The 26,861-nt window shown below is 48.5% G+C and carries 15 protein-coding genes and 1 other RNA gene; 5 read left to right on the top strand and 11 right to left on the bottom strand.

Translation table 11 applies throughout. The features are described 5' to 3' along the window. Window positions 1-15 precede the first annotated feature (15 nt). Window positions 16-795 carry a hypothetical protein gene (locus tag PHG53_01150; protein MDD5380233.1) on the top strand — a complete coding sequence of 260 codons (780 nt, stop codon included), beginning with the start codon at window positions 16-18 and terminating at the stop codon, window positions 793-795. An 18-nt stretch (window positions 796-813) separates the two neighbouring features. Here the strand turns inward: PHG53_01150 and PHG53_01155 are convergent, their stop codons facing one another. The 3 genes from PHG53_01155 to PHG53_01165 form a co-directional block, all read right to left on the bottom strand. Further along, window positions 814-2,166, bottom strand: a complete 1,353-nt coding sequence (locus tag PHG53_01155) for a tetratricopeptide repeat protein (protein MDD5380234.1) — start codon at window positions 2,164-2,166, stop codon at window positions 814-816. Between the two features lie 101 nt (window positions 2,167-2,267). Continuing rightward, window positions 2,268-2,626, bottom strand: a transfer-messenger RNA (tmRNA) gene (ssrA, locus tag PHG53_01160). Window positions 2,627-2,722: 96 nt separating this feature from the next. Further along, window positions 2,723-5,317, bottom strand: coding sequence for a GH116 family glycosyl hydrolase (locus PHG53_01165; GenBank protein MDD5380235.1), 2,595 nt, complete (start codon window positions 5,315-5,317; stop codon window positions 2,723-2,725). 202 nt (window positions 5,318-5,519) lie between these two features. Here PHG53_01165 and PHG53_01170 point away from each other — a divergent pair, with 202 nt between their 5' ends. The 4 genes from PHG53_01170 to PHG53_01185 all read left to right on the top strand — a co-directional run bounded on the left by PHG53_01170 (window position 5,520) and on the right by PHG53_01185 (window position 9,145). Beyond that, the gene (locus PHG53_01170) at window positions 5,520-6,278 is read left to right on the top strand and encodes a DUF3313 domain-containing protein (GenBank protein ID MDD5380236.1); all 759 of its coding nucleotides are present in this window, start codon (window positions 5,520-5,522) and stop codon (window positions 6,276-6,278) included. A gap of 656 nt (window positions 6,279-6,934) precedes the next feature. Continuing rightward, the gene (locus tag PHG53_01175; GenBank protein ID MDD5380237.1) at window positions 6,935-7,339 is read left to right on the top strand and encodes a hypothetical protein; all 405 of its coding nucleotides are present in this window, start codon (window positions 6,935-6,937) and stop codon (window positions 7,337-7,339) included. Between the two features lie 11 nt (window positions 7,340-7,350). Beyond that, window positions 7,351-7,899 (top strand): hypothetical protein, encoded by a 549-nt coding sequence (locus PHG53_01180; protein ID MDD5380238.1) that lies wholly within the window; start codon window positions 7,351-7,353, stop codon window positions 7,897-7,899. A gap of 316 nt (window positions 7,900-8,215) precedes the next feature. Further along, window positions 8,216-9,145: a hypothetical protein gene (locus PHG53_01185; GenBank protein MDD5380239.1), complete on the top strand. Its 930-nt coding sequence runs from the start codon at window positions 8,216-8,218 to the stop codon at window positions 9,143-9,145. Here PHG53_01185 and PHG53_01190 read toward each other — a convergent pair. The 8 genes from PHG53_01190 to PHG53_01225 form a co-directional block, all read right to left on the bottom strand. After that, on the bottom strand, window positions 9,052-10,182 hold the full coding sequence (locus tag PHG53_01190; protein ID MDD5380240.1) for a hypothetical protein: 1,131 nt from the start codon (window positions 10,180-10,182) through the stop codon (window positions 9,052-9,054). The genes PHG53_01185 and PHG53_01190 overlap by 94 nt on opposite strands. A gap of 107 nt (window positions 10,183-10,289) precedes the next feature. Next, window positions 10,290-12,113, bottom strand: a complete 1,824-nt coding sequence (locus tag PHG53_01195) for a glycoside hydrolase family 3 N-terminal domain-containing protein (GenBank protein MDD5380241.1) — start codon at window positions 12,111-12,113, stop codon at window positions 10,290-10,292. Window positions 12,114-12,140: 27 nt separating this feature from the next. Continuing rightward, window positions 12,141-13,355, bottom strand: a complete 1,215-nt coding sequence (locus PHG53_01200) for a carbohydrate kinase family protein (GenBank protein ID MDD5380242.1) — start codon at window positions 13,353-13,355, stop codon at window positions 12,141-12,143. A gap of 173 nt (window positions 13,356-13,528) precedes the next feature. Further along, window positions 13,529-16,366, bottom strand: coding sequence for an endo-1,4-beta-xylanase (locus tag PHG53_01205; GenBank protein MDD5380243.1), 2,838 nt, complete (start codon window positions 16,364-16,366; stop codon window positions 13,529-13,531). A 2-nt stretch (window positions 16,367-16,368) separates the two neighbouring features. Beyond that, window positions 16,369-17,742 carry an MFS transporter gene (locus tag PHG53_01210; GenBank protein MDD5380244.1) on the bottom strand — a complete coding sequence of 458 codons (1,374 nt, stop codon included), beginning with the start codon at window positions 17,740-17,742 and terminating at the stop codon, window positions 16,369-16,371. 214 nt (window positions 17,743-17,956) lie between these two features. Continuing rightward, complete coding sequence (locus PHG53_01215) at window positions 17,957-20,101, bottom strand: endo-1,4-beta-xylanase (GenBank protein MDD5380245.1); 2,145 nt, start codon at window positions 20,099-20,101, stop codon at window positions 17,957-17,959. Between the two features lie 39 nt (window positions 20,102-20,140). Further along, a complete protein-coding gene (locus PHG53_01220) occupies window positions 20,141-23,389 on the bottom strand; it encodes a glycoside hydrolase family 30 beta sandwich domain-containing protein (protein ID MDD5380246.1) in 3,249 nt (1,082 codons plus the stop codon). 39 nt (window positions 23,390-23,428) lie between these two features. Then, window positions 23,429-26,830, bottom strand: a complete 3,402-nt coding sequence (locus PHG53_01225) for a hypothetical protein (GenBank protein ID MDD5380247.1) — start codon at window positions 26,828-26,830, stop codon at window positions 23,429-23,431. Window positions 26,831-26,861: the final 31 nt, after the last annotated feature.

The raw sequence follows: 26,861 nt of genomic DNA on the forward strand, positions 1-26,861 counted from the left end.
TCAGGAGATACAAAAATGGATTTTGAACAGGAGCAGCAAAAAAATCTAATCGACACTACCGATTGTCTCGAAGCTATCAATGTCTTCAGGGGATGGAAAAACTTTTTGTTCGTAGTTGTAATACTTTGCCTGCTCTTATTACAGGCGTCTTTCTGGCTTGTAAATACCGGCTATGTTCCAACAGGAGAGATAAGCTGCGATAAGGCCGTTGCCGCCGCCGTTATCACAGAGCCGGTTGTGGAGGATGCGAAAGCGAAGGAAGATGTTAAGAAGGAAGATATTAAGAAAGCTGCGGAACAAGTGGCTGCGCCGAACGAGCCGGCCAAAACGGCGACAGAGAAGCCGCAATCCAAACTTGCCAATTTTCACTTTAAGATAGAATTCAAACACCTCACCTGGCTTATCAGTCTTGTCAATTTTGCGCTTATATTTGCGGCGATACTTTACTGTCTTACGATGCTGTTCAGCCTGAAAGTCTCACTGCTCGGGAGACTCGGCGGAATAAACCACATCAGCCGGGCGTTTTTCCTTTCGCTGGTTTTTATTGTTTTTCTCCTGCCCTGGCAGATACCCTGGCGGGAGTTTTTTGCCGGCGGGCTTTTTGGAGCAATGTACACCCCGGGCCAGTTACAGAGTTCCTTTGCGGCCCTCAAAGACAGCGGAATCTTCTATAAAACTTTTTACTATTTACGATTCAGCGGCTACTGGCTGATTGTGCTGTTGCTGCTTATCTTCTCATATATCCGCAGCTGCCGCTGGGCAAAGACCATTCTTCGCCGGCTTGAGGTAATATAGAGGCGGGGAGCGAGAATATTATTGCTGTTGCCGGTGCGCAGATTTTTGGGGTGAGGCCGTATTGCTGACGCTGTTGGCATCGGCTTTAGTGTTTTTTTCGGATTTGACACGGTTTGCGTCAGCAGTTGTTGTAGATGCGAGGTATTTTCTCGCGTAATCGGCGCTGGTCTTCATATCTTCCTTTTCCCAGTTGCATTTCAGAAACTTCTCATACCAGCACTTGGCGTTTTTCGGGTCTTTCAGGTGATAGTAACAGTTTCCAATATGGTAGGCCGTTCGATGTTTGTATTCGTAATAATCTGCGTATTCCCATGCTTTGTTGTAATACTCAATCGCTTTTTGGTAGTCCTTCTCGTTATAATATATGTTAGCCATCAGGCCGGCTGCCTGCGGATACTCAACGCTTTCCGGGTCTTCGAGAATTGGCTTGAGATTCTCCCTGCATTTTTCGTAATCCTTGCTTCGGTAATAACATTCAGCTAATTCCAGCCGGGCTGCGGGATAATCCGGTTTCAATTCGAGGGCACTTGAAAATGCCTGAATCTTTTGGGCCTGGTCACTAGCTTGCTGGCCGTCCTTCAAATATGCCCCGGCATAACAATTCGTTTCGATGAACTTTTTAAGCTCTATATTTATCTTTCCATAAGTGGCGCCCACTGTTTCTTCGAGGACCGGAAGCTCATAACCTTTTTCCTGGACGGCTTTTAAGTATTGCTCGATCTGGCCCGTTTCGTGCAGCCAGTAAAAAAGCGCTCTTGCAAAATGACAGCCCAAATTCCACTCATTAAATTGTTCTGTTGAGGATGCGAACAGGCGTTTTATATTGGGCCTGCGTCCCTCCTCCATTTCTTTTCTCAATATTTGTTCCCGCCATGGGTTCGGCCTGCCGACGTTTAGTTTGCCTTTGACGATTCGATTCTGTTCGCCCAAAAAACAGGCAAGCCCTTCATTAAACCACGTGGGAGAGTTTCGATAATTCAGCCGAATGAAGTGATGCGCGATTTCGTGAAAAAGCGTGCCCCAGCCGCTAAGCTCTCCGTCGTTCATATACCGATGCGTGTATATCGCCGGCATATCGGGGTCATAGAAGCCGTAATCGACTTCCGTCTTCTTGCCGTTTTTGTCGAGGAGATGCTGAGTGTCGGACTGTGTTTTGGAGTAGTAGATTGTCAGAGGTTTCTGCCAGCCCGTTTGAAAATACTGTCCCAGCAGATTCTCGTAATACGCATCGGCGTTTACCTGGACAAATTCCACGAAACAGGGGTCTAAATCGCTGGAGATTATAAAGTGGTCGCTTTTGTAATCTTCAGCAAAAGTATTTGCAGGAAACAGAAATGCGCAGCATAGATACAAGAATATTTGTTTCTTCATCTTTTGCAAAATTCCCGTAATGTGTTAATAAAAAGTCCGACTTCATCCCACTTAGGGACTATGCCGTGACACCCTTCGTCCGCCGACAAGCGGCGAACGAAGACTGGAGGCGGGGGGATTCGAACCCCCGTCCCGAGATGCTTCAAGACAAGCATCTACATGTTTAGTCGCTTTATTTACTATTTTCGCCTTATTAAGCGCCAAACGACAGGCTCAAAATTCAGCTATTTCGGGATTAAGTCTCACCGCACCGGCCCGAAAAACCGACTTGGCCAGCCTGCTTTTTTACGCCCTTGCCTAACCCACAGGCAAAGTCAGACAGGACGAGCCGCTAAATTAAGCAGCCATTTGCAACTGGTAGTTGCCAATTAAAGTTGTTGCCGGAATGATTAGCCAGGCCAACCGGCGTCCTGGACATGCGTCTTGGCTCTCCGTCATCCGGTCGAAGCCTTTCGCCCCCGTATTAACTTTTCAAAAATTCCGCTTTGTGGTTCGATGGCGCATCCGCAATCGTACGATGTATTATATCGTTTATTGCTGTGATTTGCAAGACAGGTTACTGTTTAAATAAGCCGGCGAGGAAAGATTTCAACTGCGGAGAGTCTATGGTTGTAGAACCAGTCTTTTGCTGAAGCTCTTTAATATACATCATTGCCAGTTGCGAGAATATCGCGCCGGGCCTGGTATAGCCGCATACGATATAATGCGGCCCCGGCTTCGATTCGCCGGCTTCCTTCTCAAACGTCGGCCTGACGCTTTCAGGGGTAATAAGGGAATTGGCGTGCTGGAACACGACCTTGTCCATTACCTTATAGACTTCTTTGCTCTCTTTGACTAATCCGTAATAATCGAGAAGCTGGGCGAGCACATAATTCGACGCTACCCAGACGTCCTTCCCCTGGTCCGATTCAACGGGTTTGCCGGTTTGTGTCCGGGCGGTGGCCCAGCCGAGAGGATTGCGGTTATTTGTGTAAATCGTTTTCAGAATCACTCTTGCCTTCTCGGCGGGGATAAACGGCTCTTCCCCGATTAGTATCAAATACCACAAGCCATCGAGCTGGTTAGTCCAGACGTCCGCGTTTGTCTTTCCCGTGGCAAAGTCAACACAGGTAGCGTAATACTGCATCCGCTTGCCTTTAACTTTCTTGTCTATCCACAACTTCTCGTAAACGGCAAAGCTCTTTTCGAAAATCTCTTCGTATTCCTTTTTGGCTTTTTTGTCTCCCATCATATCCGCCATCTTGCTCATTGCCTTGCAGACAGCTAAAAAACCATTTGTGCAGTAGGAGTCTATCCCGAACAAAGTGATATTATCGAAGGTGTTCTTTACCTCATCGGGATTACCTTCGGGGATGCCGTCACCGTCCAGGTCGAGCTTTTCTAAATATTCGAATCCGAATTTAAGCGTCTCCCAGTTCTTCTTAAGGAAATCCGTATCGCCTGTGTATTTAACGTTGCGCAGCACCCGCAGCGCGATTTTGGGAAACAGGTCTATCCAGTAATTTGTGTTATACCAGGTGTATTCGCTTTTATTCCGCATCGGATTGCCGAAGGTCAAAGCGGTCAAATCGTGATACAGACTGCCCTTTATTTTCGTAGGCGCTTTTACGTGGGTCAGCGATGTGCCTTCGTACTCATCCGGATGATCCGTGAAATGCTGCCGGGCCTCGGCGAAAGATGCGTGGGTATGATAGAACCGCTCCGTAAGATTTTCGTCCAGTATCGAGTCGACGAACTGCTGGCAGATTTCCCTCTCAACATCCGGGAACAGCATCAGCAGTATCATCGAAAACCAGTCAACGTCCTGCGAGTTGACATAAGGATAATCGAAACATTCAAGGAATCTTGCCACGTCGTTGCCGTCCTTATCCACAATCCACGCCGCCGCGTTCGACAGCGGGAAATGGAATTCGTTGACAATCAGTCTCAGCAGCATTAACGCGCCCTTGGCGTCTCCTTTATAGGAAGGACTCTGCTGTATCAGCTCTAACATCTTGTTTTGAATTGCGATTGTCTTGCTTAGCCATTCGGGATATTTATCGAGCGCTAATTTGGCCATATCCTGCGCTCTGGTGTCTGCGTTCTTGAAGCTTTTGACGTATTTGCGGTCAAATGCCGTCCCGTCCGCATACCACTGCTGCGGGAAGTCGAAAACGATTGCGACCGGTATCTTCTTTGTCTCTTTCGGCTTTAACGTGAAGGTAATGCTGACCGCTGCGCCGTAATCGTGATTGACTTTAGGCCCGAACTTTTCATAAAAGCCGCCGTCGCCCTTCAGTAGCAAATCCTGCCTTAAGCTGTTTAATCTGAAATACGGTTGCGTGTCTATCGTTACCCCGTCCATCTCTGGCACCGCTATAACCATTTTCTCCGGACTCGGCCCAGCTTGTTTAGAATCGAAACACGAGCTTTCCGTACTGCCCATTATCACGCCTCTTACCCCGGCAGAGCTGAAATCCTCGTGGACGTGGCCTTTCAATTGCGCCGAGCATATAAAGGCGGTGTCCTGGTCAATCGGCCGGTATTTCTTCTCCTGCAGGTTTGCCAAACTCGGCCGCGGTATCACTAACGTAATCTGCTGTGCCTGCTTCGAAGTGTTCTCGACCTCATACTCTTCGACGCCGATAGGCATCAGAGTTTGTTCGTTGCCGGAAAGGAATGGGCTGATTAATCTTCTCGTAACTGTGGCCTTGCCCAATTTGTAAGACATATCCGTCATTGGCGTTGCCAGAGAAATCGTAACACACTTTACATCTACCGGAGCATAATAATAGCGTTCCGATACGGGTATATCATCGTGGCTTTCCGATACCTGCGGCTTTTTTGTCGTGAGCATTACCGGCTTCTCGTCGTTTGGCGGAAGGCAGCCCGCGGCGGAAATGCGGACAATCGGAGCGGAAGCGAACTGCATCGCCTTTTGATTTATATATACCAGCCGTCCCGCGTCATTGATGCGGTTGTATAAACCATCGGGAGATATGCCTGCCGAGCAGGTTGGAGCGCCTTGAAGAAAAATAGTCAGAGGGAAGTCCATTGTCTTTGACATTCCCTGAAAATGCACCGACATCTTGTTTTTAACGTAAATCGCGGGTATCTGTGCCCCCGATATTGTGAACAAATCGCTCATCTTTAAGCTGCTCGCTTTAGCCATTTAACGTCTCCTGTTAGGTTTAATTTCCGCGGTTTCCGCATTTTTAGCGGTTAAACAGCGGTAAAACACAAAATAATACCATATACCACCCTGCCTTTCAAGCGTTTTTTGACGCGGATAAACAGGGCCTTGACAGTTAAGCACATTGGAGAGAAAATAGAGTGAGGTTGTCTATATCTGTTTTTAATGGGAGCAAGATAATATGGCAAAGGCGCTTATAACGAATATATGTCTTTTCGCAGGGCTCTTTATTTTAACTGGCTGCAAAGCAGGCGAGGTGCCCGACTCCGGCTTCAATCCTAACCCCGAACGGATGTCCAAAGATGCCAATGTGCCCTTCCAGCGCACCTACTGGAACGACAAATTCGACCCCAGGGCCTACCATAAAATCTTCATCGCCCCTGTTAATACTGACCACGTTATGGCCCAGAAATTCTGGGAGCAGATGAACCTCGCCAACCTCGATAAGGAAAGGCTTCAAGAAGACGTCACGTCGATGGCAGACTATACGCAGCACTCATTCACGCGGGCTTTCATGAAAGACCCGAGCCGTCGCTTCATAGTAGTAAATGTCGCCGGTCCCGATACGCTGATACTCGAGATGGCCCTCGTGCAGTTGGTGCCGTCAAGGGCGGTATTTGCCGCCGTCGGCTGTGTTTTTCCAAGTATCCCGGCAGTGGTCGGCATGACCAGCGGTGTGGCATCGAAATCACAGGACGTCGGCAAAGGCGTGGTCGCTATCGAAGGCCGCTTCAGGGACGGCAAGACCGGCGAAATCATCGGCATGTTCGCCGACTGCGAGCACCCGAAATCGGCTATTCTCGATTTGAAGGCCCTCAACTGGTGGGCCCCCGCCAAAGTAATCATCGACGACTGGAGTAAGCAGTTAGTCGAGGCCGCCAATGCGCAGCCCGGCGCCACGGTGAAGGATTCCCCCGCCTTTGAGCTCCTCGTGTGGTAAATTACGCAGATTCACCCTGCGGCTGAAAAAATCAATCAAAATCGTTGGTAGTTGCACACCTAAAATCCATTTTTTCAAAAAGTTTTTATCCCTTTAATGGCAACGACTTAGCATAAATCGCACCATCCAAAACCCTGTATTTTTCGCATCAAACGCGCATGTCCCTCCAATTACGAAGGGATGTATTCCCGTAGCCCCCGTCGTTTTGCTTCGCTTTTGCGAAGCAGCGGGGGTAGAGAGAAAGCCTGCCCTGTGGGATGCGCCTTTTGCTATCCCATCGGGATTTTCTCTTGAAATGAAAACCCTTTAAGGGATTAACTAAAAACTCAAAACTAAGTGGAGCTTATCATGGCAACTGACGCCAAAATCCTCTAATAATTTAAAACAAAAAATTCTACCCTGAACAAAGTCGTAGGGTCAAAATCAAAAACCACCGCCACTGCTTACTCAATTTTACCCCATTTCAGGCCCAGCAAAGGCCGAAAAGACTGATTTTTGCAGCAGGATGCTCTGGTATTATATTTGCCATACGCATAATAGGCCAAAAAAAACAGGTTTTTCCCTATTTACAAATTTATGCACTAACTATATAATTGCCGAAGAGTGGATATAGTCGATCTAAGAAGCCGGATCATAGAGGAAAAATAGACAGAACGATGTCGAAAAAGAAAACTTCGTCTGAATTGAAAGCGGAAAACCGGTTACTTCGTCAGTTCAATATATCGAGCGTAGTTGCTTCTGTACTCAACAATCTTATGAAGTATGGAACTGTATGTTTCGTGTTCTGGATGCTTTACTGTTGCGTTGACTCTCTTTCAGGGAAGATAACTGACGCCAATATCCTTGTGAAATTCTTCGGAAGCCTAAAGGCAAATAACGGTGTTGCTTATATTTTTGGTGGTTGTGGTCTTCTTTATGGCATGGGTGAACGAAGATTACGAAAAAGAACGATAGGACGGCTGGAAGGAAGAATTCAAAAATACGAACAACAGCTCGATCCCAATCGTAGTTCAAGTAAACTTGGAGCAGATGGAGACACAAATCCAAAAGACCGCTCTTAAGAGGTGATAAGATGACAAATGATACATTATTTAATGCCGCCTGGAGTTTGTTGGCTATTATGGCAATAGCATATATTGTGTTTTGGCGGTATAGGGCATATAAGCTAGACGCTTTTCGACAAGACATCTTTGATTTGCGAGATGCGCTGTTCGACGAGGCCCAAGAAGGACTGATATCATTTAACCACCCGGCTTATGGAATGCTTCGAGAGTTTATGAATGGTTTCATTAGATTCGGTCATCAATTATCTCTTTGGCAGATTCTAATATTTTTATTCTTAGCACGAAAAGAAGACTTTGCTACCAAATCTTCCTTTGAGGAGAAATGGAAAAAAGTGACTAGCGACCTTATGCCATCTGTGAAGGAGCAGTTAGATAGTTATCGCTTAAAAGCGCACTTTGCCATTTTCAAACATCTTATTGCCACAGCGCCTGGACTGATTTTGACTATTGTGGTGCCATTGCTGCTTTTGTTATTTATGAAGATTATTGTAGAACGATTGAAAAACTTTACTAATCCACCTATTGATTCTGCGGCACTAACACTAGGGCAGGCGTAACCTACGGAATGTCTTTTTTCTTTCAGTGTGCAGTGTGATTATACGGCAATTTCAACCCCTTTTGCCTCATTTTTACCACTCGTCAATGTCCAAAAAAACTATCAATTTAGGCAATCTATGGCTTGCAGAATTTTCAATCAAAAGCGCAGGTAGCCAGCGGCAAATCCTGAGATTTTGTAAGTTTTTTTTAATTCTTTAAGCGCAACGGGTTAGCAAAAATCTCTCCTCCGAAAATATCAGAATTTTCGCATCAATCGCGCATGTTCGTTCAATTATAGGGGGGATATTGGGCCATACTATTTAACGGAGGTTATGAATGACATATCCAATGTTAGCTGAAATAAGAGAAGAAATTGTACCTGACAACATTTGGACGCTCGACGACAAACTTGAAGAGATACTGAAGCGACAAATTAGCTCTTTGCCATCTCCCAGTAGTTCATCCGAAGCTGAATGCACATATCCCATAGACAAACCAAGCTTACGCGGTTTTCTTGACAGGCTTTTCGCAAGGCACTTCTTTCAAATTCAAAATGCTATCTTACAGCAAGACACTTTTGAAAGGCTTGTCTCTGCGGTGCAACGTAGAAATATTACTATAGCTGACATCGGTTGTGGCCCTGCTGTGGCCAGCACAGCAGTCCTTAATATTGTGTCGAAGGTATGTTGCAAGCTTAATAAAAACATTTGCGTCAATATAGCCTTAAATGACATATGTATTGAAGCTTTAGCCGTTGGAAGGAAAATGCTGGAGACTTACGCAAAACATTTATACGGCATAAACAGGTTAAATGTTTTGGCGTTAGATACACCATTTCCAGGCAGCATGGTTCAGCTTCGCAGAATATCAAGGATGCTTGGCCCGTATGACATATGCTTTTTGCCATATGTGCTTGACCACGTAAAGGAAGATTATTCCTATGAAAACATATGCCAACAGCTTGAACTACTCGCAGGGCTTTGCAAGCCAACAGGTTTCATTCTAAATCTTCAGGATAAGTTCAGAGAAAGCTTCGCTCGTCGCATTGGATGTTTATTAAAAACTTCTGTTAATAAACTTAATTTGCGCCAGAAAGTTTATGACAGCACTAATTCCTGCGATGAATATTCTTACGATTATTTCAGAATGGCAATTTTCCCCAACCAGAAATGTTACGGCGTTGAGAGCAGGTTCTGTTTGCAGAGGCATGCTTTCATTCCGAAGCTGTCGCAGATTTCGAGGAACGGCTTAACAATATGTTCTTGAGCGATATTGTCCGGCAGCCGCCAGGCGCCGCTGCGGAAAGTGAGTTTATCAGGGGCAGCGGCATACTCATAAACCTGTTTAAGCCGCTGTATTGCTTCGGTCATCGGTTTGTATCTTGGGGCGACAATTTTTGCGACGGAATAAACGATATGCAGCACGCCGGTGTCCGCGGCAAAGCTTATAAGTTTTTCCATATCCGCCAGACTTTGCGCATCCGGCAGTTGGAAATCGGCCAGGAATTTACCGCCCGGCAGCGGATTACGCGGCAGCAGCGGGTCAATACGCAGCACGACAGGTATATCGTTTTGTCGAAGTCTCTTTATCGCGGCTACTCTCTGTTCAACAGCAGGTGCGCCGGGGTCGTAAAACTTTGCGCTATCCTCATCCCAAAAAGCGAGCGAGACCTCTACGCGCAAGGCGGGGATTGCTTCGCTATTAAACAGGTCTTTCCGCGGGTGGTCCGCCGGCAAAGACGCAAGCTGCTTGAGCGATTCGAGATATTCAGGCTCTGTAAGTACCGCTGGATTTTTTGTCAGGATGGTAATGCTGGTAAAGTATCGGCGGTATTGCCGCAATTGCTGAAGAGTATAAAGCGCGAATCTTTGCCGCAGTTCGAGGGGCTGAAACGCGTCTGTGCTGTTGGACAAATGCAGCGGAGCGGGCGGCAGGTTAAACTCTTCGATATCGGCAAGGTCTTTGAGCAATTTCTTTTTGAAGTCGTCTTTGCACCTGGCCTGGCTTGGCTCGTAGCCCTGCGCGTAGCAGTATTTGCACCCGTGGCTGCAGCCGGCGTAAACATTGATGCAATAGCGATGGCCGCTGGGGAAATCTTTCTGGTCGGCGAATGGACAGTACCATTTGACAACGCCGGGCCTTGTAACGTCGACGACCTGCTTATTCGACTTGTGCGGCAGGAAATACCGCGCCAAAGCCGCTCGCTGTGCCGGCGGAAGCTTATCGAACACGGGTTTGTATTTCGTGTTGACTTTTTCGGCGATTTCCAGTCCCTCTGCGAGATCGGTACTGAATAATCTCATAATGGTATGATACCGTATGTGTTGTGTAATTGTCAAAACTGAAAACAAAACCGCCGATGCTGTTTTTCAGCATCGGCGGTAATTTAAGTTATCTGTTTAATTCGCTATCAGCAATAAGACAGGCCGACAGGCGCTTTCTTCGGCGGGGCCGATACGGCTGATTCTTTCTGGCCGACGAGCTTGATGGGGAGCTTAGTCTTCGGGTTTTGTTTAATCTTGCCGAAGAGCATTCCAACGGCGGCTTTTATGGAATCGGGCGTGCCGGAGAAGTTGCAGACGACGGCGTCGGCCTCGGCGGTCGTGCCTTCCACGTACGGGAAGTTGGTCATAACGACCACTTTCTTGCCCATTTCCTTGAGCTTCTTGACAAGCAGCCGGTTATTGCCCGTCTTTACGATTCGAGCGTAATAGTTGGTCATAACAACGGTGTCAACCTGCTCGGCCAATTTGAGGCATTCGGCGAATTCTTCTTCATCGGCCGCGAAGCCGGTATCGACCAGAATCATATTCTGCGTGTATTCAATCATATCCTCGCAGAACATATGCTGATGCATATAGGGGTCTTTGCCGCAGAACTCGTAAGGAATACGCTGTTCGATTACGAGCAGTTTCTCTTTGGGGCTCAAGGGCAGTATCCTGTTGTTGTTTCGCATTGTCATCAGGGCTTTCTTGGATACGTCCCAGCAGAAATCGACGACGGGCTTGCTCATAGCGAATTTCTGAGCTTTGTCGGGGTTTTTCTTGCCAGCCGATTCAAACAGGCCCTGTTCATATTTCATTCTAAGAAGATGCGTAACGGCCTCATCGAGTCGCTCCATAGAGAGGAAGCCTGTTTCAACGGCCTGCTTGATTCCGAAGAAGCACTGCGAGCGGGACTCGTCGTCTGCTTTGAGAAGGATTGTGTCGCAGCCGGCCTTTATTGCCATTGCGCAGGCCTGCGGAAGCGGCCATTGCTTGAGGATTGCGGCCATTCCGATAGCGTCGGAAACAATGACGCCATCGAAGCCAAGCTCTTTTCTCAGGAGGCCTGTGAGCAGTTTTTCCGACAGTGTCGTCGGGTATTTATCGTCGAAGGCGGGATAAACCGAATGGCCTGTCATAATTGCCATTACACCCGCTTCGATAGCGGCTTTGAAGGGGACAAGCTCTACTTCCCACATTCTCTTTTTCTCAGCCCTGATGATATCGAGGACATCGTGAGCGTCGGTCGCGGAGTCGCCTCTTCCGGGGAAGTGCTTTGCTGTCGCGGCGATTCCGCCATCCTGCAGACCTTTTACGAATGCGACGGCGTGTTTAGCGCAAACCTCCGGGTCGTCGCCGAAAGACCTGACGCCGATTTCCGGGTTCTTGGGATTGATGTTCACGTCGCAGACGGGCGAATACATCTGTGTCACGCCGATATTGCTGAGCTGCTTGGCGATGGTGTTATTGATTTTGTAAGTCATTTTGGGGTCACCGATAGCTGCCATACCCATCGGAGGCGGGAACTGCCTTATTCCGCCGGACATATAATCGTTCTTGAAGTCGCCTTCGAAATCGATGGTCATATGAAGAGGAATTTTGGACGACCTTCCCAAGGCGATTTTCTGCAGTTTGTTGAGGTCCTTGGTGTAATCGCCGGGCGTTATGCTGATGCCGAAGTTTTTGCCGGCGAAATAGGTGCTCGATATTTTGAAATAACCTTTCGGGGGTTTAAAGGTCTTGTCAACCTGAGAATTGCCCCAGTAGAGGTTTTTGCAGGTCTCGACCGCGTATGGTTCGAGGCAAAGTCCGCCGCATTGCAGTCTTGTGATTTGCTCGATACCGCTGGGGGTGAGCATTGCGCCTCGCCGGGTAAAGGTCAGAAGCTGGCCGACTTTTTCGTCCAGCGTCATCTTTGCCAATTTTTTACTGACAAATGCATCTCTTTTTGCATTGCTTTTCTTCGCCATTTTTCATCTCCTGTTTTATGCTACGGTTTATTCCCATTTACCTTTATTATCAGGCCCGACCCAGAATTCACGCTCTTTTTTCCAGCCGGCCTCGTCAATTTTCAAATCTTTTGTTTTCCATCCCGCCTTAATCCGTTTTGTCAGCTCATTGAATCCCTTATTCCACGATAACCCGTCTGGCACGGTAACATTCATACTGCCCGCGGCGTTCGCGTATCGTAAGCAATCCTCGATTGAAAGCCCGCGGACGAAAGCCGAAAGGAATCCGGCAATTGCCGAATCGCCTGAGCCAAGCGCTCCGACGAATTTGTCTTCCTGATAAACCGGGAACCACAGCTCGCGGTTCGCCCAGTTGTCGAGGTCCTTGCAGCCGGCCGCGCCCAATCTCTTGAGCAGGTTTTTGTCGCCTGTCCTGATGTATAAGCCCCTGTGGCCGCATTTGACCATAGCGATGGGCGTTCCCATATTAATCATATCTTTGCCCAGGTTGGAAATTTCTTTAACGGTCATATGGTCAAGAACGCTCTCTTTGGGGCCGAGTTTAGCTTTTTTCTGCAGGAAAATGTCCTTATGGAGGAAGTAGAGTATCTCTTCTGCGCTCGGCACCATAATATCAGAAAGCGGAATCCAGTCCTTTAGGATCGCCTTCCAGTCAACCTGGCCCGCGTAGCTATTAACATCGGGAAGTGACAGGTCGAGCGCGGTTGTTGTTCCTAATTCCTTGGTCTTTTTGAGGATTTTTGTCAGTTCCGCGCCGGTGTTTTCGTAAATCTTTCTCATCCACGGCGGATAGCCGAAAAGCATCAGTTTGGAGCGTTCCACAATGTCCCAGTCCATATCATCATAGATGAATGTATCGTTTGCCCCGCAATGATGCAGATAAAAACGGTCTATGCCTGGGATGCAAATAGCGATTGTATATGAGGTTGATTCGCCTTTAACCTGATGGATGCCTTTGAAGTGCCCCTCGTGCTCCTCATACCATTGCATAATCTGGTTGCCGAAGTCGTCGTCGCCGACCTTGCCGATAAGCTCTGTTTTTACGCCCAATCGGCGAATGGATACGCCGGCATTTGTTACCGGCCCGCCACCCACAACGACGCAATTGCCCATATTAATCATTTTGCCGGGCACAAGGACGTCGGTCATTTTGTCAACTTTACCATCAATTGTAAAAGCCGGTATCAGGTCAAGGCAGGTATGTCCTGCGGCCACGATGTCAATATCTTTATTTTTTGCCACTTTTTGAGCTCCTTACAAAAAAAACAAGAAAGGGAAATATACCTTATAATTTCTCTATGTCAAGAAAAATTGATAAAGCGAAGTATCACCCTGATTTATCAATATGCCCTAATCGAGGCCGGCCGGAGATTCGTGTTTTGCGTATCTGCGGCTTTAATCCTCTTAATTGGCCTTCACTTTGTATCTAGGCTGTACTCGAACCAGTCGAAATCGGCCGGTTTTGTGCATTTTTGACCGTTGCCGGCGGCATACATACCGAAATACACGCCGGTGAAGCACATCCCATAGTCAAAACCTATCGTTTCGACGGACAAGTCTTTCGTCGGGGCTGTGCCGAGACTTACGGATTTTCCGTCTTTTGGTTGATAGAAAAATTCATACGTCAGCGGCATTGCTTTGACCGATAATATGACCGGTCCAGGCTGAATATCCACGTATTTGACTGGTTCGACCAATTTGCCGCCGACGGTTTTTCTGAGAAGAACCTTGCGCGAACCATCCTTCGTCGTTACCGCGATTTCGTAATGATGCCTGTCATCCTGCCGGGCCACAAGGCCGGCCTCTTCGTTTTCACTGGCAGGGTCGAATTCAATCAGGGTTGAGGCGACACAATTGAAGTCAGTTTGCCTTTGTCCCACGAAGGTCGGCGTATCCTTATCGCTCATAGTAACGCCGGAACCGTGAAGACGCAGGAATCCCTGCCGTTCAGTAAGGGAATAATTACTCTCAACAGGATTTCTGAGATAATTCCATTTCAGCGCAAGTTGTTTACTATCGAAGTTGTCCCTTGCAGGGTCTTTCGGCCAGGTATGCTGCTTTAGTTTCGGCGCCGACATTACTAAACTAATCGTTCCGGTTTTATTGACGACGGGCCAGCCGTCTTCGAAGGCGACGGGCGCGAGGAAAGTTTCTCTTCCGATGTGATGATAGTAGCCACCTTTGGGCCTGATGGCCAGGCAAACCAGCCACCAGCCATCGGGCGTATTAACAAGGTCTGCGTGTCCGACGGCGCGGATTGGATTGCCATCGAGATTACGATGAGTAAGGATAGGATTGTTTGGATTCGATTCGAACGGTCCCCATGGCGAATCGCTTCGGGCGATGGTTACACAGTGACCATAGCTTGTTCCGCCTTCTGAAACCATCAGGTAGTATTTGCCGTTAATTTTATACATATGCGGCCCTTCGGCCCAGATGCCGCCGGTGCCGCCCCATATTTTTTTCAACGGGCCTTCGAGTTTGCCTGCTTTGAGGTCAATCGTGGTTTGACCGATGTAGCCATCGGCCTGACCTTCGTGGCGGATGTAATAAACCTTGCCGTCATCATCGAAGAATAGTGACGGGTCCATTCCCTGATTGTCGAGCCAGACCGGCTCAGACCATGGGCCTGCGGGGTTTTTGGCGGTGACGTAGAAATTGCCGCCGGCATCGACGTTGGTCGTTATCATATAGAACGTGCCGTTATGATAGCGAATCGTGGGGGCATAAATACCGCCGGAAGCCCTCATCTTGTCAAGCGGGAGCTGGCCTTTGCGCGTAAGGCAATATCCGATTAGCTGCCAGTGAACGAGGTCTTTGCTGTGCATAACCGGGACGCCCGGGAAGTACTCGAACGTGCTGTGCACGGTGTAATAATCATCGCCTACCCGGCAGATGCTCGGGTCGGGAAAGAATCCCGGAATAACAGGATTCTGGAATGTTTTGGCCTGCTGCTTAGGCATTAAAACGGATAATAAAGTGTCTGCGGTTGAGAGTAAAGTATCTGCTGCAAAACGACCAGATTTCAAAGCTGCGGAATATAAAGTGTTTGTTACAAAACAGCCGGATTCCAAAACTGTGGAGAATAAATTGCGCACTATACAATCCCGCTTTTTGCCCGTGGCAGTTTTAATAACGGCGAAAAATGCCGGCTTGGGTTTGTAGTTGCGGTCGAACAGAAGCGGGTAGTTGGTGCGTCCCCTTACAGGCCAGTTGTTGAGCCAGCTTGTTTTATCGTAAACGCCCCAGAGAGTTACCCTGCTGATTTTGTCGGCGTGTTTAAGGTAAAGCGAGAAAAGCTCGGCATAACGGTCCGCAAGCTTTTTCTGCATATCTTCGGGCAGGCCGTCGGGATAAGGATTAAGCTTTTTATGTAATTCTGTATGTGAACCGATGTCTGCACCCCTTTGGTCAAGGGCCGCCGGCAGGACGTCAATACACATCTCTGTTACCATAATCTTTACGCCGGTTGCTGAGACGGCATTGATAAAATCCTCAACGTTTTCGAGCGAAGGGTAATCAGGAGGCAGTCGCCAGGCCTGAGCCTGTATGCCAACGCCGTTGATGGGGACGCCTTTTGCCTTGAGGTCTTTTACGAGTCGCACGCAGCCGTCACGTTTAGCCGGCAGTTCAAGGGAGAAATCATTGTAATACAGCTCGGCGTTGGGGTCGGCTTCGTGAGCGTATTCGAATGCCTTGGCGATGAAGTCTTCACCGATGATTTCCAGCCATTTGCTCTTTCGCAACTGTCCGTTATCATCGAGCGCCTCGTTGACGACATCCCAGCCGTTGACTTTGCCTTTGTAATGGCCGACAACGGTAAAGATGTGCTCTTTCATACGCGCAAGCAATACATCACGCGTCACCGGCTTGTTGGCGTCGTCCACAAACACCCATTTGGGTGTCTGCCAGTGCCAGACCAGCGTATGGCCGATGATGAACATATTGTTTTTGAGGCCGAAGTCCACGAAGCGGTCGGAAGCCGAGAAGTCGTATCTGTTCGGCTCCGGGTGGATATGCATCCACTTCATAGTGTTTTCAGCCGTGATGGTGCTGAATTGTTTCGCGGCGATGGCGGCGGCTTTTGGGTCTTTGCCGTTGACCACGTCATCATTCAATGCGCCGCCGATGAAAAAATCATTCTTGAATGCATCTTTCAAGGCGGGCTGCTGAGTGCTGCAGCCCGCAACAGAAGCAAATATCAATACAGCCAAACATGCTGCGACGTTTATTGCCGGTCTCTGTAACTTCACGCTTATGCTCCTTGGGTTTCGGGTTCGTAATGCTTGCGGCGTTCGATTAGCTCCTGCGTCATCTGCAGTTCCGTATGTTTTGTAATTTTATAGAAGAGCAGTAAACCAACCCCAATGAAGAACGGTATCGCCGGATAAATACTCATCATCCAGCGAATTCCCTTAAGGGCAAACTCCGTTTGCTCCTGGTTCGGAATGTATCCATAGTAGGACAGCAGCCATCCTGTTATCGCCCCGCCTAAAGCAAGACCCATTTTCAGCCCGAAGGTCGTCGCTGAGAAAGTCATACCCGTGGCCCGACGTCCTGTCTTCCATTCGCCGTAATCGGCCACGTCAGCCATCATCGCCCACAGCATCGGTATTGTCGGGGCATAAAAGGCCGAATACAAAATATTGAAAACGAACATAAGAACAATCGCGTCCCGCGGCAGGAAGATGAATGCGGCAGCGAAAACAGCCGTAAGAAATAGACACACAAGAAAGGTATTGCGCTTCCCGAATCGAATCGAAAGAGGCTTGGCTAAAAGGATGCATGCGAGCGTGACAATCATACCAAGCATATTAAACCAGCCCAGAAGGTCTTCCCGTTTTACGTAATATTTAAAATAATAAGGTATCATTGCTCCTCGCAACGCAAGGGTAATAAATATAGAAACAGTCAAAAATGCTATAGCAAGCCACGCTGGATTTAAAGCAAGGTCTTTGATATCCATTTTCAGGGAAGTTTTCTGTTTGGGGTCCGGCTTGACGCGTTCCTTGGTTGTAAAGAATGTGATTATGAAGAATAACACTGCAAATGAGCAGAAAACCGTCATTGTCATCTGGAACCCTTTGGCCTGATTGCCGTTACCGAAAAATTTGACCAGGTCCAGCGCAAAACTCTGCACAACAAGTGTTGCCAGCATTGCGAAAATGAAGCGATATTGCGACAATCCCGTCCGTTCTACCGAGTCGCCGGTAAGAACGCCGGTCATTGCGCAGTACGGGACGTTGTTGATAGTGTACATTATCATCATAAGGTTATATGTTATGAAAGCGTATATGACTTTGCCCGTCGGGCTGAAATCCGGCGCCGTAAACATAAGAACGCCGATTATTCCGAAGGGAATCGCGGTAATTAATACCCAAGGCCTAAACTTGCCCCAGCGGGTTTTTGTCCTGTCGGCTATTGCCCCCATCATCGGGTCGTTGACTGCGTCGAAAATTCTTGTTGCCAGAAATATCCAACCGGCAGCTACCCCTGATATTCCAAGCACGTCAGTGTAGAATATCATCAAAAACATCATCACCGTCTGGAAGATGAAATTGGCGGCGCTGTCGCCGAGACTGTAGCCTATTTTCTCCACTATGGAGAGTTTTTGCGTTCCTTCCTGCATAAATGGCTCCTTCTATTTAAGTTGAAGTTTACCCCGCAGGGCAGTTTGTTCTGCCCTGAATGGCCTTATTGCCGACCCATAATAACTGTGACATTATGAGCTTTTCCATTAGGAAGACAGATATACAGCAAAGACAGGGTTCACGCAACCTTTTTTTCTGCAGATTATGTCCGGTTACGCAGTGATATTGGCAGCGGTTTTTATATATTTTATCCTACCAGTTCGGCGTACAGTTCGGGTCTGTCGGGTCGTTGCACATCATCCACTGCACGGCAAAGTCGGTGAAGTCGAACAGGTCAACTATGCCGTCCGTCGGCTCAAAATCTGCGCCTTCACAGTTGCCCGGCTCGATGCAATTGGTATCCAGCCAGTGGTCGGCTATGATTTTGAGGTCCGCATAATTGACATGGCAATCGCTGCTTATGTCCGAGGTCAGGCCGTAGTCGGCGGCAAGGACGTTACCGCAGTTTGAAAGAATGAACTCGTTTGCCGGGGCCTTGACCACAAATCCGATGGCTGTCTGGTGGGTGTTGCTGGTAAGATTTGTGAAGCTTGGTATTTCACTGGCCCCATTCGCTTGTTTATAACCCTCCACAGCACGGCTGCTGGTAAATGTGAAATCGAGAGCTTCGGTAAAAGCGTTATTTGTTGTATATGCGCCTGTACCGCTGGAGGTCGCAGCGTCGATAACCATATCTCCGGCGCTCGTGGCGAGCATCGGAGTTGTCAGCATATAGCCGGTTGTTATTTCATCGCCGGCTGTCGCTCCGGTAAGAGATGACTGATTTACATTTTGAAGGAATGCACTGCCGTATGCAGTATATGTAGGTGTGCCGCTCCACGTGGGTACAAAGGTAGTATTGCTTGCGGCGATAATGTTCGCATCGTTAAGGATAAATGCCGCGGTGTATATTCGCGGATTGCTTGCGCTTGATGTGATTTTTTCAACGACTTTCGTCATCGCTCTTCCGCCATAAGTTACAGAGTTCAAACTTGTAGCGGAAGTGGAATTATGCCTGGCGTGCGCAATAAAGACCAGGGCGCGGTTGGTGCCTGACTCTTTCGTATGGCTTGTGCCTGATACCCATGAGCCGAGGATTCCGACGTCTGAAGCATATCTTTTGAGCACGAATTGCGCAGGCGTCTGGCCCGGTTCCAGCTCTATTGTGTATATTTCGGTGGGCTGGCCGGTTTTGGAAAGCGTTATCTGATAAGTGCCGTGAAATCCTCTGAAAGATACCTTGCCTGATGCGTCTGTGGTGTCGGAGTCATTTGTTGTCCATTCGTCCATCAGGTCCTCGTATCTTTCGCCCCTTACGGTGAGGTTCCAGCTAGCATCTACAAGGTACGCGTCGGCGCGCCACATTGAACCCTCCAAGAAGCCCCACATTATTATGCCTTCAACGGAAGGATGGCTGAAGCATATACGGAAGTAGTTCTCGATATTGTCGGCCGATATATTTTCGTCGGTGTGCCTGGCGTCGAATTCAGTGGCCCATATAGGCAGGTCCAGCGCCGCCAGCGGCTGGAGGACATCACTGTAATATAATGCGGGGTCAAAGGTTAAATTTGCCCCTAAGTGGCCCTGAATGCCGAGAGCATCTATCGGCGCTCCCATCCCAATCAGGCTGGTGGCGCGGGCCGCATAAGGGGTGGAGTTATAGCCGCCGAATGAATTGCCGTTATATTCGTTCATAAACATTAAGCAGTTAGGGTCTCTCAGCTTGGCCCGCTCATACATATGGACCCTTCCCCCCTCGCCGAGGCGGTCGTAGAATGAGTCGGTAAGCATTTCGTTATCAACGTCCCAGTGACGGAATTTATTTTTGTATTTGTTTACCGCGCTGTCAATCCGCTCGTCAACTTCGCCAAGCAGGTCGCTCGGAGTCGGATATGTTGCGTATCCCAGAAGCTGTACCCAATCCTGCACCTTACTTGGCTGTTCCCAGAAAAGACAATGACCCCGGAAATTGAGTCCGTTGGAGTTAGCCCATTGGTAGATATTATCTGCGTATGTATATGTTTCGCTGTCCCGCGATGGCTCATTGTCAGGCCATTTTGTCTCATTTTCGCACACCGCCCACTCGAAATGGTCCAGAATGAAATCCTTATAGCTGGCGTCTGTCATTTTCGTGTTGGTGATGCACGTGCCGAATGCGAAGCGATGTCCAATCTGCTCTATTTGCACGTTAATGCCGGGTACTGGTGCACCTAATGAGTCGACCACCGTAATCTCTGCGTTCCTCTTGCGTATCTGCTCAATTCTGGCATTTGCATCGGATTCCCAGTCGCCGTAACAGGGCGACCAGCCGAGGACTGCAATAAAAACTAAATACAGCCAATAATGCTTAACAGCCATCTCTATACTCCTTCTTAATTGGTGTAAAACACTCAGGTTTTACCAATTTTCCATACATCCCGCATCTTCGGGGTCATTGCACAGCAGCCACTGTTCGGCAAAACGGGCGAAATCAAAGAAATTAACATTACCGTCCGTCGGCGTAAAGTCAGCACCTTCGCAGTTTTCCTCCTCGGCGCAATCGATACGCAGCCAATTATCGGACATAATTTTAAGGTCTTCATAATCAACATGGCAATCACCGCTGATGTCCGAGGTCAGGCCATAGCCTGCAGACAGAACGTCAGCGCAGTTGGAGATGATGGTGCCAACGAAAGTGTTTATGCTGTTCCCAGCCAAAAAATTAATACGGCCTACAGCGCTCATGTTATCTACGTTATTACTGCTTGAGGTTACATACTTTGTATAACTATCCACGCTGCCCCCAGAGAGCGAAAAAGTCACGGTCTGGGAAGAGGAGTTCTGATTTACAGCAACAATAACCACAGTGTCGTCGCTTTTATACGCAGTTATATAAACACCAGAAGCGGGGTTGGCTGTCGCACTTACCCTGACGTATCCCGGCCGGACGAATTTAGCGAAATGGCTCATACAGTAACCGCGCTTGGTGATATTTCCGCCATTTTCTTCCATTAAGCCGTAGTATCTTTTTATATACCACCATATGTATGCATTCATGTTAGCAGCCATACAATCATGAATCTCTTTGCCCACACCCAAAGCAAGGGGCCACTCGTCCGCATCATGTGCACTCTCAGTATAATGCTCGGTCATCCATATCTCTTTACCTTTGCTTCTTGCCAAAGGATAATCAGCGAGGCCTCCTCCATAAATATGGCCGGCGATGATATCTGTCTGCGCTTCGGCAGATGGGTCGTTTAGTATCGGGTCAGTAAAACTACGAGCGAAACGATACGACTCAGCAACCATCACCCGGGTTGGAATTACTGACGCATTATTTACAAGAAAATTTCTCATTTGTGTCGACGTCCAGTCACATGACTCGTAGCTTACAGTGACATCGGGCTCGTTTTGAAGGGAGACGGCATACAGAGGGGCATTATTATCTGACATATAATCAGCAAAATCACTTAAATAAGTAGCATAAGCACCATATGAACCTGTACTCAATTGACCTCCGACGAGATTATTGTTAGTTTTCATAGATGCCGGGGGTGACCATGGTGATGCGAACACAATCGCCCCGTGGGTGTTTATAGCTCTATATGGAGCCCAAACTTGGCCGCTCCAGTCGGTATCGTTCGGTGGAACATCGATGCGCATAATGGTCATGCCGATTTGTCCGGGACCGTTGCCAAAAGCCGTATCAACATCGGCATCATTTAATAAACCATGGCTCCATCTGGGAAAATGCATGCCGCCAAAGCCCCTGATAGTCTGGTGCGTAGTGTTTAAATCAATGTTTACGGTTTTTGGCTCAACCGTCACCACCTCTGTATCAAGTGTTATATCATCAAGATACACCGTGCCTGTGTCTCCGGGGCGGCCATCACCGAAGCCGATAGTAATGCTCGCAATGTTGGCCAGGTTCACATCATTAAATTTCGTTAGCGCTATATTCCACCCATTCCATTGTTCATATTTGGCATAGTTGATATTGTCGTACACGGTCTTGGTCCCCGCGGGGTTGTCACCGTCTGTCAGTCTCACATACATCTGCTCACCAATCGGGTTGGTCATCTGCCCATGGAGGTTCAGTACCAATGCATTCGCGCCCAGGCCGAGCCAGTCGTGGTTGTTTATCCCCAAATCAGCGATATCCGCGTAGACCTCAGAATAATAGGGCGGCAGATTGTTGTCATACGAGTACTTCATTGAGTTGCCGTCGATAGAAATGGTTGTCTCAACGGAAATCTCAGCTGCGGTACTGTCAGTATCCCATACTGCTTCTAATTCTGAATCATCACCATAAGAATCAAAATCCTCCATTACGAAGTACGATGATGTCGTAAAGCTCCAGACTTCGCCTTTAAAGATTGTGTAGTCGGGCGCGTCATTGACCTCATCGATACGCCAGTAGTAGGTTGTATTCAAGTTAAGAAGGCCGAGCGAGTCATAACTCGTAGTTGAATGGTCTTGACTGACCAGTACGCCCAGCGTATTACTCCTGTTAGCATCAGTTACTGCGGTTTCATTTGTTCCGAAGTATATATCGTGTGTTTCAGCAAGTCCGCCCTGTAACCAGCTAAGGACAGCATCTATCGGTGCGTCTTCCGCTCCGTTAAACGGCACCGGACGCTGGGCATATGGTGTCTCGGCAAATGCTATCGATGCGTTCGGCTCCACCTGTATGGCGTTGACAAAGGCAAAAGGCTGGTTTTCTGGACTGCTTGGGCCCCTTTCGCTCGTCAGGATAATCCTGCCAAAATCATCTGATGTGGCTCTTCCGCTAAAGGCCCACTTCCAGAAATCATTAGAGGAGCTGGAAGAATAGTTATCAGGCAGAGGCTGATTTATCACTCCGCCGATGAAATCGGCATCAAAAAGATGTGTGCCGTTGGCATACCATTTAGCGACCCGATTGACATCTCCGGTGACTCGGGCGTCCCAAGCCCATATGGTTATGTTGCAGTCCCGGTTGGTCCCAAGTCCCCACAGCGTGATAGTAACTCCGCTTGGGCTTACCCCATAGACAAAATCACGATAAATCCTCTCGCCTGCCCGCTGGGAATAATAGCATGGGTCGCCAGGCATCACGGGAGTGCCGGCGTATCTCGACCATGAACCGCAAGGGTCGTCGCGTCTGACTGTGTTAATGCTGCCGCTTAGGTCAATTATAATACCATTTACCTCGCTGCCGGTGTTTGTAGTGCTAAACTGAACAAAACTGGTCTGTGTGTTTGGTTCGTTATTGTCTTGCGAGTAGTTAAGGTCCAGCCGCAGTACTGGTGGTGTAGTTACAGCATCGGTGGTTGCCGAGCGAGCAAGCGCCCAGCTGGTCTGATTCAAAGCGCTGTCACGTGCCCTGACCCTGAATGTGTACACAGTACTCTCAGTAAGGCCTGTAGCAATGTAATTGGTGTCTGTTTGCCATGTGCTGCTGGCTGAGGGGATATTGGAGCACTCAAACAAGTACTGTATGGGAACACTACCGGCTTGATCCAAAGCAGTTACTGCAGCCATCTGAATTGAGTTTGGCCCAAGTGTTATCGGGACAATCCGCCACTTCGCCGGGCTCGGCCTTGGAGCAGTGGTATCGCCGTAACAGGGTGATAAAGCAAGGGCTGAAATAAAAAGTAAATACAAGGAAAAATGCTTAGCAGTCATTTTTTGTATTCCTCCTTATCTTAGTAAACTATTTAAGCTTTACCAATTTTCCATACAACCCGTGTCCTCCGGGTCATTACACAGCAGCCACTGCTCAGCAAAACGGGCGAAATCGAAGAGGTCAACATTGCCGTCCGTCGGCGTAAAGTCAGCACCTTCGCAGTTTTCCTCCTCGGCGCAATCGGTATGCAGCCAGTTGTCGGCTATGATTTTGAGGTCTTCGTAGTTAACGTAGCAATCACCGCTGATGTCCGAGGTCAGGCCATAGCCTGCGTCCAGGATTGCGTCGCAATCAGGCGAGGTTGTGCCCGTCAGGTGGATGGTGGTGATTGAATACGCCGGCAGCGTCAACCCGGGACTGTACGGTCCGAGATATAACCAATGTTCCGTCTCGCTGCTTCGGTAAATCTCCGAACTGCTCGGTATAAATCCCTTCAGCGTAAACATCAAGTCTGCACCGGCTGCGGATGTGTTGAGCATCACTATCGTCAATTGGTCGTTCTCAGGGCTCTTAAAGGCGGTTATTCGCAGGTCGTCCGAACCTGTCCCCTCAAGAAATACATCAACCATATACCAGCCGGGGTCGGTAAAGTATGCGTAATGCTTGAAGAACCAGTAGAGGTCACGAACTATATACGTAGAAGGGTTGGTAATATTAATCATACCGCCTTCGCCCCAGCCTCTGAACAAGGACCAGTGATAATACGAAGTTACACCTTCATATACCAGGCAATTGTAAATGTGCTGTGCGAGCAATACGGCATCGCCGAATGATGGAACCGCGTCGGCGGAATATTCCGTTTGGAACAACGGCTTATAGCCATAGAGGGCGTTATAATTTAGCATTCCCTGAATCATGCCGTCAGGGCTGTAGTAGCTGCCGTCGCTGTAAAGATGGTGTGAGAATCCATAGACGTGGTCTATCTGACCTCTATTGACTAACGCATTGATATATGCCCGCGAACTGCCGAAGCCCATTGCTTCCGGGGCGAGCATCTTCGGCATAGGCGAAACGCTTCCATTTAGCCTGTTATAGACCGCCTCAAACGCCTGGTCGTAGCCGGCGTAGTTTGCATCTTCTACCGGGTTGAATCTACAGACCTGATCCTGCTGCCCCCAATCCGGCTCGTTTTGAATACTTATGTAATCGGGGTAAATACCGACGCTGTTCCAGCCGTATAAACCTGTCAAACTGTTGAGCCACCACGTCGCATAGTCGGCATACACATAATTACTTGGACCGCCTGCGAGGGTTGAGTTCAGTGTTCCTAAATCTCCGCTGCTTTTAAGATAAGCCGCGGGCGACCAGGGAACCAGTAGAAGCTTTAAATTCGGGTTACGCGTCGCCTGCCTTGCTGCTGCGACGATTTGCCCTGTGGCGTTTATTTCGTAGTAATTGATTTCATATGTGTTTTTTATCCTTAAAACGTCGAGACCGAGGTCTCTGAACAGAAGGTCGTAAACTGCTTCCCTGCTCGAGTAGTTTGCAAGAGTTCCTGATTCATAGCAAGCGGAACCGCCGAAACCTTCGAGCTGCTGATAAACGATGTTAACATTCGCCTCACCTCTAATCTCAGGCAATTCCTCGGCTTCTATACTATCCAGCATGATGTCTTCGAAGTACACGGTATCTGCATCTCCTGGGTTGCCGTCGCCGAAGCCGATGGTAATCTTCGCAACATTGGCAAGGTTCGCATCGGCGAATTCTGTCAGCGAAATGCTCCACTCGTTCCATTGTTTCAGCCAGACAGTGTTCATATTGCTGTATATTACAGTCGCGGTATGCGGAGGGCTGTCACCGTCGGTCAGCTTCACGTACAGTTGTTCACTAAAAGGATTATTTGGTTCAACGTGGAATCGCACTACCAGTGCTTTAGCACCGGTGCCGAGCCAGTCAGGGTCGTCCATTCCCAAATCAGCGATGTCTGCGCAGACCTCGGAGTAGTATGGCGGGAGGTTATTTTTATAAAGATACCTCATTGAGTTACCATTGCGAACGATAGCAGTCTCGACAGAAACTTCCGCGCTGGTGCCGCTGTTTTGCCATACATTCCGCAGGGCAGAGTTATCCTCATACGAGTCAAAATCTTCCACAACAAAATCCGGTAATGTTCTAAAGCTCCAGGTTTCGCTTTTGAAGATTGTGTAGTCAGGCGCAGCATTGACTTCGTCAACCCGCCAATAGTAGGTTGTGTTTAATTTGAGAAGACCCGCAGCGCCATAAGGGTCATAAGTGTTGGATTCCTGGCCTTGACTAACCAGTACGCCCAGCGTATTACTCCTGTTAGCGTCAGTTACTGCGGTTTCATTTGTTCCGAAGTATATATCGTGTGTTTCAGCAAGTCCGCCCTGTAACCAGCTAAGGACAGCATCTATCGGTGCGTCTTCCGCTCCGTTAAACGGCACCGGACGCTGGGCATATGGTGTCTCGGCAAATGCTATCGATGCGTTCGGCTCCACCTGTATGGCGTTGACAAAGGCAAAAGGCTGGTTTTCTGGACTGCTTGGGCCCCTTTCGCTCGTCAGGATAATTCTGCCAAAATCATCCGATGTGGCTCTTGCGCTAAAGGCCCACTTCCAGAAATCATTAGAGGAGCTGGAAGAATAGTTATCAGGCAGAGGCTGATTTATCACTCCGCCGATGAAATCGGCATCAAAAAGATGTGTGCCGTTGGCATACCATTGAGCGACTCGATTGACATCTGTGACTTGACTGTCCCATGACCATATGGTTATGTTGCAGTCCCGGTTGGTGCCAAGTCCCCATAGCGTGATTGTAACTCCGCTCGGATTAACACCGTAGACAAAATCGCGATAAATCCTCTCGCCTGCCCGCGGGGAATAATAGCATGGGTCGCCCGGGAGCAAGGGTGTGCCGGCATATCTCGCCCATCCTCCGCAAGGGTCGTCGCGTCTGGCTGAGTTAATGGTGCCGCTGAGGTCAATTATAATACCATTTACTTCACTGCCGCTGGTTGCAATGCTAAGCGGCATAAAGCCGGCCTGAGTATTGGGTTCATCATTGTTTATTGTGTGGTTAAGGTCCAGCCGCAGTACTGGTGGTGTAGTTACAGCATCGGTGGTTGCCGAGCGAGCAAGCGCCCAGCTGGTCATATTCAAAGCGCTGTCACGTGCCCTGACCCTGAATGTGTACACAGTACTCTCAGTAAGGCCTGTAGCAATGTAATTGGTGTCTGTTTGCCATGTGCTGCTGGCTGAGGGGATATTGGAGCACTCAAACAAGTACTGTATGGGAACACTACCGGCTTGATCCAAAGCAGTTACTGCAGCCATCTGAATTGAGTTTGGCCCAAGTGTTATCGGGACAATCCGCCACTTTGCCGGGACCGGCCTTGGAGCAGTGGTATCTGCGCCGTAACAGGGTGATAAAACAAGGGCTGAAATCAAAAGCAAATACAGGGGAAAATATTTAACAGACATCTTCATGTTCCTCCTTAAGAGCGTATTTGGA

This window comes from Phycisphaerae bacterium (genome assembly GCA_028714855.1).
Lineage (GTDB): Bacteria > Planctomycetota > Phycisphaerae > Sedimentisphaerales > Anaerobacaceae > CAIYOL01.